Origin of the sequence: Parafrankia sp. EUN1f (assembly GCF_000177675.1) — a bacterium.
In the GTDB taxonomy this organism is placed as follows: Bacteria; Actinomycetota; Actinomycetes; order Frankiales; family Frankiaceae; genus Parafrankia.
The window spans coordinates 1-6,447 of record NZ_ADGX01000269.1 but is presented as its reverse complement, the minus strand read 5'-3'; the positions used below and the strand labels follow the sequence as shown (position 1 = coordinate 6,447).

Sequence of the window (6,447 nt, the reverse complement as noted above, 5' to 3'; positions counted from 1 at the left end):
CCTCGGCGGCGGCCGCTGGAGGTCGTCGACTGGAAGACGGGCTCGGAGCGGCCGATCCGGTCCAGCTCGCCGTCTACCGGGTCGCCTGGGCGAAGGTCCGCGGGGTGGCGGTGCCCGACGTCGACGCGGCCTACTTCTACGTCGCCTCCGGGCAGGTGGTCCGTCCGCCGCTGCTGTCCGAGGACGAGATCGTCGCGCTCCTGGCGAATCCCGGTGCCGCCGCTGCCGCCGAGGCCGCCGCCGCCGCGGCCGGCAGCCCCAGGCTGCCCGGTCGCTAGCGGCCCGCGGTCAGCGGCGGATGTCGACCAGCAGGGCGAGGTGGTCGGAGACCGCGGTGCGGCGCGCCTCGCTGGCGGCGACGGTGCCGACCGGGCCGCGGGCCAGGATGTGGTCGAGCTGCACCCGGGGCGCGTGCGCCGGGTAGGTGCGGTGGGCGGCGAGGCGGCGCCAGCCGGTGAACCAGGTCGGCAGCCGGCCCGGCAGGTTCAGGTCGCCGAGCAGCAGGACGGGTCCGTCGACCTCGCGCAGCCGCCCGACCAGCCTGCGCAGCTGCCAGGCGTTCCAGCCCGGCGCGAAGGAGAGATGGGTGGTCACCACGGTGAGCGGTCCGCTCGCGGTCTCGACGACGGCGGCCAGCGCCACCCGTGGCTCGTCGTCGAGCAGGATCATCCGCACCCGCCGGGACGTCCCCGGGACCAGGACCGGGGAGCGGACCGGCGACCGGCCCAGCGGAACCACCCACCAGCGGCGCACCGGCAGGCGGCTGACCAGCGCGATGCCGTAGGCGGGCTCGTTCTCGGCACGCCGGCCGTCCGCGGGGCGCCAGCGGTGCCCGGGCGTTCCGTAGACGGTGGGGGCGAACCGCCAGCCGCCGTCGGAGGCCCCCAGCGCCGTCGCCGCGGTGGCGGCCTGGTCACCGCCGCCGGACCGTGGCTGCGCGAGGTCCATCTCCTGCAGGCCCAGCACGTCGCAGTCCAGGTCCGCGACCGCGGTGGTGAAGCGCTCCGCCTCGACCCGGCCGTCCGCGAGGGACAGCCCGTGCATCGCGTTGAAGGACCCGACCCGCACAGCACCGACCGTAGCGCGCTCGCCGGTGTCTCCCCGCCCCGAACCGGCGGGACACCCGTGTCAGGGACCAGGACTGATCCCTGGGCCTGGGCCGGCGCCGGGGGCGTTTTCGGGGCCGGGTGGCTCCGCGGGGCTGCCCGGCCGCAGCCCGATGGTCGCCCGCAGGAGCAGCTCCAGCTCGAACCGCGCCTCGGGGTCGTCCAGGGCGGCGCCGAACAGCTCCCGCAGCTGTCCCACCCGGTAGCGGACGGTCTGAGGGTGAATGTGCAGCCGTTCGGCCACCAGCCGGCGCTGGCCGTGCAGGGCCAGCCAGCACAGGAGGGTCTCCGCGAGGCGGGAGCGGGTGCGTTCAGGGAGGGCTGCGAGTGGCCCGAGTCGGCGCCGGGCCAGATCATCGAGCAGGCCCGGGTCGCGGGCCAGCACCAGGTCGGCGAGGTGGTCGTCGGTGAACAGCGGCTCCGGCCCGGCCGCGGCGGGCAGCCGCCCGGCGAGCAGTGCCGCCCGGGCGAAGCTGGCCCGCTCCACGCTGGTCGTGATCTGCTGCCAGGCGACGCACGGCCCGACCACCGCCCCGGCCCCGGCGAGCCGCTCGGCCAGCCACAGCCGCCGGGACGGTTCCTGGGCGTCTCCCAGGAACAGCCAGAAGTCGGACCCGTGGCTGGTCCGCGGGCAGCCGGTGGGCAGCCGCGAGGGCAGCTGCTCGTCGGGCCCCTCCGGAACCAGGACGGCCGCCATCCGCTCGGGCAGCCGGACCGCGCCGGTGCTGGCGGCGTGCTCGATGGTCGCGGCGTCCGTGCCGGAGAGCAGCATCTCGCCCAGCCGGTCCCACAGGCGCTCGCGCTCGCCGGCGATCTCGAACTGGGCGAGTGCGTAGCCGTCCGCGGACGCGGCCGAGATCCCGTCGATGTAGGCGAACATCATCTCGGCGAGCGCCACGAGGCCGCCGGCGTCGAGGCCGGCGTGGCGGGCGGCCTCCCCAAGGCGGCGCCAGGAGATCCGGGCGCCGACCCGGTAGGCGCTGAGCAGGTTGTCCAGCGAACGGCCGGCTCGTACCTCGCCGCGCCCCAGCCGGACGTAGACGTCCCGGCTGGTGGCCAGGTCACCGGCGGCCCCCGGCCCGGCCTCGACCAGCGCGAGGAACCGGGCGAGGGCCTCCTCGACGCCGCGGCGCACGCCCCGCCCGAACGAGCCTTCCAGCGGACGGGCGTAGGCGGGGACCTCGGCGGCGATCGCCGCGATGATCTCCTCGCCCAGCTGTTCCAACCCATGGGCGAGGGATTCACTCAGCCCGGGCGGAAACTCTCCCACTCGGACAGTCTCGCCTGCGCCCCGGCGCCCCGGCCGGCCGGCCCGCCGGGAAGCCCGCCTGCCGGGACGTCCGGCCTGTGGGGAGGGTCGGTCGGCACGGGGGTGGTGTAAGGGCGGCGGCGGGGGTGTGGCGGGTGCGTAGCGGGAGCGAGAATGACGTCGTGGAGACACCGACCGGCATCATCAGTGCGCTGATCACTGGCTGTGTGATCGGCCTGCTCGGCCGGCTCGTGGTCCCGGCGCGCCGCCGGGCGCCGATCGGCTGCCTGATGACGGTGCTCATCGGCCTGCTCGGCGCCGCGCTGGGCCTGGTGGTCGCCTCCGGTATCGACGCGGGCTGGCTGCTGACTCTGGTGCTGCAGGTGGCCATCGCCGCGCTGCTCGTCTTCCTGGTCTCGGCGGCAGGGGCCCGGCACCCGCGCTGACGGCGCCGCCGTGGGGGGCGTGCCACGGAGCGGTGATGTCACAGCATGGCGATGTCACAGCATGGCCATGCCACGGCGTGGTCGTCCCGTACCCGCCGCGAATCGTCCTTTCGTAGTCTTCTCGTCTCCGCCCGGGGACGGTGCGGTGAGGTGATGCTGCCGAACGTGGCCGCCCAACCGGCGCGGGCAGTAGCGTGGCGATGTGTCCTCGCCTTCGACCGCCGGTCCGCCCGCGCCCAGCGCGGTGAGGGCCGCCCTGCCGTCCCCCTCCTACCCGTTGCGGCGGGTGACGCTCGCCAACGGGCTGCGGGTCCTGCTCGCCCCTGACCGCACCGCCCCCGTGGTGGCCGTCGCGGTCCACTACGACGTCGGCTTCCGCTCGGAGCCGGAGGGCCGCACCGGGTTCGCCCACCTGTTCGAGCATCTGATGTTCCAGGGCAGCGAGCACGTGGGCAAGGCTGAGCATCCCAAGTACGTGCAGGCTGCCGGAGGCATCTTCAACGGTTCGACGCACCCCGACCACACGGACTACTTCGAGCTGCTGCCCTCGGGCGCGCTGGAGCGGGCGCTGTTCCTCGAGGCCGACCGGATGCGCGCGCCGAGGATCACCCGGGAGAACCTGGACAACCAGATCGCCGTGGTCCAGGAGGAGATCCGGGTCAACGTGATGAACCGGCCCTACGGCGGGTTCCCCTGGATCACGCTTCCCCCGGTCGCGTTCGACACCTTCCCCAACGCCCACAACGGGTACGGCGACTTCTCGGAGCTGGAGGCCGCGAGCCTCGACGACGCCGCGGACTTCTGGGAGAAGTTCTACGCGCCGGGCAACGCGATCCTGACCATCGTCGGCGAGTTCGAGCCCGACCAGGCCCTGGAGCTCGTCGAGCGGTACTTCGGGGTGATCCCGGCCCGGGCGGTGCCGCCGCGGCGCAGCTTCGCCGAGCCCGTGCGGGCCGAGGAGCGCCGCGAGGTTCTGACCGACCGGCTGGCACCCCGTCCCGCGCTCGCGGTCGGCTACCGGGTGCCCGATCCCGACCGGGACTTGCCGGCGTTCCTCGCGACCCACCTGCTGACCGACGTGCTCACGACGGGCGACGCGAGCCGGCTGGAACGGCGGCTCGTCCAGAAGGACCGTTCGGTGACGGCGATCAGCACCTACGTCGGCACCTTCGGGGACCCGTTCGACCAGCGGGACCCGCTGCTGCTCACGCTGGAGGCCCGCCACGCCGGCGACTCCGGCGCCGACGAGGTGCTCGCCGCCGTCGACGAGGAGCTCGACCGCATCGCCGAGAACGGACTTGAGCCCGGCGAGCTCGAGCGGGTGCGGGCCCAGGTCGCCGCCGGCATCCTGCGGGAGTCCGACGACGCGCTCGGGCGCGCCCTGAAGATCGCCACCTTCGAGCTGCACCACGGTCGCCCCGAACTGCTCAACGAGCTGCCCGGGCTGCTCGCGGAGGTCACCGGCGAGGCCGTCGCGACCGCCGCCGGCGCGCTGCGGGCGCAGGGCCGCGCGGTGCTGGAGCTGCGGGCAGGCGCCGCGTGAGCGCGGCACAAGGAGGCACGGTGACAACGACCGCCCAGACCGGGACGGACGACGAGCCCCAGACCGGCGAGGCCGCGACCGGCGAGAGCGCTGCCGGGTCCGCTGCCGGCTCGGTGATCCCCGCGGTCGCGCCCACCGTGCAGAACGAGCTGCCGGCCGTCGTCGGGCGCACCCTGGCCAACGGCCTGCGGGTCGACGTGGTCGCCCGGGCGAGCGTCCCGCTGGTGGAGCTGCGGCTGCGGATTCCGTTCGCCGGCGCGGGCGCGGCCTACCAGGCCGATGCCGAGCTGCTGGCGGAGACCATCCTCACCGGTTCGGGCCGGTACGACCGGGTCGGGCTGGCCACGGCGGTGCAGGCCCTGGGCGGCTCGCTGCGGGCCGGTGTCGACGCCGACCGGCTGGCCATCGTCAGCTCCGCGCTCGCCACCAGCCTGGAGCCGCTGCTCGCGCTGATCGCCGACGTCCTGACCTCGGCGAGCTACCCGGAGGACGAGTTCGTCGGTGAGCGTGAGCGGATCGTCGAGGAGACGACGACAGCGTTCAGCCAGCCGTCGGTGATCGCTCGCGAGGCGCTGCTGCGCCGGATGTTCGGTGACCACGTCTACGGCAGCGCCATCAACCCGCCGGCGCTGCTCGCCGAGGTCGGTGTCGAGCGCGTGCGGTCCCTGCACGCCGCAGGGGTCTGCCCCGGCGGCGCGATCCTCACCATCGTGGGGGACGTCGATCCCCAGCAGGCGCTGGACGCCGTCGAGGCGACCCTCGGAGCGTGGCAGGGCACCGCCGCCGCGGGGCACCCGCCCGCGCCGGTGCCGACGCCGGGCCGAATCGTGATCGTCGACCGGCCGGGTGCGGTGCAGACGAACATCCGGCTCGGCGGGCGGGCGCTGAACCGCGCCGCGCCGGCGCATCCGGCGCTGCGGCTCGCCAGCACGATCTTCGGTGGCTACTTCAGCTCGCGGCTCGTCTCCAACATCCGTGAGGACAAGGGGTACACCTACTCGCCGCGCAGCTCGGTCGAGCACTACCAGGCGGGCTCCCGGTTCACCGTCGGCGCGGAGGTCTCCACCGACGTGACCGGGCCGGCGCTGCTGGAGATCTACTACGAGCTCGGCCGGATGGCGCTGCTGCCACCCACCGCGGAGGAGCTGGACGCCGCCCGTCACTACCTCATCGGCACGCTCGCGCTGTCGGGCGCCACCGCGGCCGGGCTCGCCGGGACGCTGTCCGGGCTGTCGGGTGCGGGCGTCGGCGTGGAGTACCTGCGGGACCATCCACAGGCGCTGACCGAGGTCACCGCGGAAGCGGTCCAGGCCGTATCGGCGGAGCTGCTGGCGCCGACCGGGCTGGTGACCGTCCTCGTGGGCGACGCGTCGAAGATCACCGAAGCGGTGCGGGTGCTCGGTGACGTCGAGCTCGGCGTCGTCGAGTCCGCCTGACCCGCGGGGGCAGGGCCGGTGAGGTCAGCGGCGGCTGGGCGTGGCGCGGGGCGGGCTGGGGCGGGGTGGCCCGCCGCCGGCACCGCTCGGGCTGCCGGGTCCGGGGCTGGAGCCAGGGGCGGGACCAGGTCCGGGGCCGGGGTTGCCCGGGCTGCCGGGCGTCGGCCCGGGACCGGGCCCAGGCCCGGTGGCACCGCCGCGGCCGAGCTCACCCGGCAGGGTGATCCGCGGGTCGCCCACCGACTCGACCACCTGCCGGGCCAGGTCGTGCACCCGTCTGCCCATGCCTCGGGCGGTGCGTCGCAGCCGCTCGAAGGCATCCCTGGGCTTGATGTGGTTGCGCTCGGCCAGCACCCCGATCGCCTGCTCGACGATGACCCGGGAGGCCAGCGCGTGCTCGAGCTGGATCACTGACAGACGCAGCTGCTCGGTCTCGCTGAGATCGCGGTCGGCCCGTCGGGGCCGGCCCGGCGGGCTGAGATCCTCGGCGAGCAGGTCGGCCAGGACCATCGCGGAGACGAGATCGCCGACCGGTCGGACCTCGGGTCCCGGGCCTTCCACGATCCAGCCGGCCGGTGCTCGCCGAAGCCGCATGTCCGAGGCGCCGGATCCCGTCCTGCTGCCCGGGCCTGCCGTTCCGCCCGGGCCGCGAGCCACGCCCGGGCGT

General features: G+C 75.0%; 7 protein-coding genes. 4 read left to right on the top strand and 3 right to left on the bottom strand.

The annotated features are described in order from the left end of the window. Positions 1-278 (top strand): hypothetical protein (locus FREUN1FDRAFT_RS37460; protein WP_006545648.1); only part of this gene is annotated, 278 nt, incomplete at its 5' end. A 10-nt stretch (positions 279-288) separates the two neighbouring features. On the opposite strand, the gene FREUN1FDRAFT_RS37455 is transcribed toward FREUN1FDRAFT_RS37460, so the two are convergent. Both FREUN1FDRAFT_RS37455 and FREUN1FDRAFT_RS37450 read right to left on the bottom strand, forming a co-directional pair. Next, the gene (locus tag FREUN1FDRAFT_RS37455; RefSeq protein WP_006545647.1) at positions 289-1,068 is read right to left on the bottom strand and encodes an endonuclease/exonuclease/phosphatase family protein; all 780 of its coding nucleotides are present in this window, start codon (positions 1,066-1,068) and stop codon (positions 289-291) included. Positions 1,069-1,128: 60 nt separating this feature from the next. Continuing rightward, positions 1,129-2,376, bottom strand: coding sequence for a PucR family transcriptional regulator (locus FREUN1FDRAFT_RS37450; RefSeq protein ID WP_006545646.1), 1,248 nt, complete (start codon positions 2,374-2,376; stop codon positions 1,129-1,131). Between the two features lie 161 nt (positions 2,377-2,537). Between FREUN1FDRAFT_RS37450 and FREUN1FDRAFT_RS37445 the strand changes: the two genes are divergently transcribed. The 3 genes from FREUN1FDRAFT_RS37445 (at position 2,538) to FREUN1FDRAFT_RS37435 (ending at position 5,780) form a co-directional block, all read left to right on the top strand. Beyond that, the gene (locus FREUN1FDRAFT_RS37445; protein ID WP_035957405.1) at positions 2,538-2,801 is read left to right on the top strand and encodes a hypothetical protein; all 264 of its coding nucleotides are present in this window, start codon (positions 2,538-2,540) and stop codon (positions 2,799-2,801) included. Positions 2,802-3,045: 244 nt separating this feature from the next. Beyond that, positions 3,046-4,344, top strand: a complete 1,299-nt coding sequence (locus tag FREUN1FDRAFT_RS37440) for a pitrilysin family protein (RefSeq protein ID WP_006545644.1) — start codon at positions 3,046-3,048, stop codon at positions 4,342-4,344. 20 nt (positions 4,345-4,364) lie between these two features. Continuing rightward, positions 4,365-5,780, top strand: coding sequence for a pitrilysin family protein (locus tag FREUN1FDRAFT_RS37435; protein WP_006545643.1), 1,416 nt, complete (start codon positions 4,365-4,367; stop codon positions 5,778-5,780). A 24-nt stretch (positions 5,781-5,804) separates the two neighbouring features. On the opposite strand, the gene FREUN1FDRAFT_RS37430 is transcribed toward FREUN1FDRAFT_RS37435, so the two are convergent. After that, the coding region (locus FREUN1FDRAFT_RS37430) for an ANTAR domain-containing protein (RefSeq protein ID WP_050796190.1) at positions 5,805-6,447 on the bottom strand (643 nt) is incomplete at its 5' end.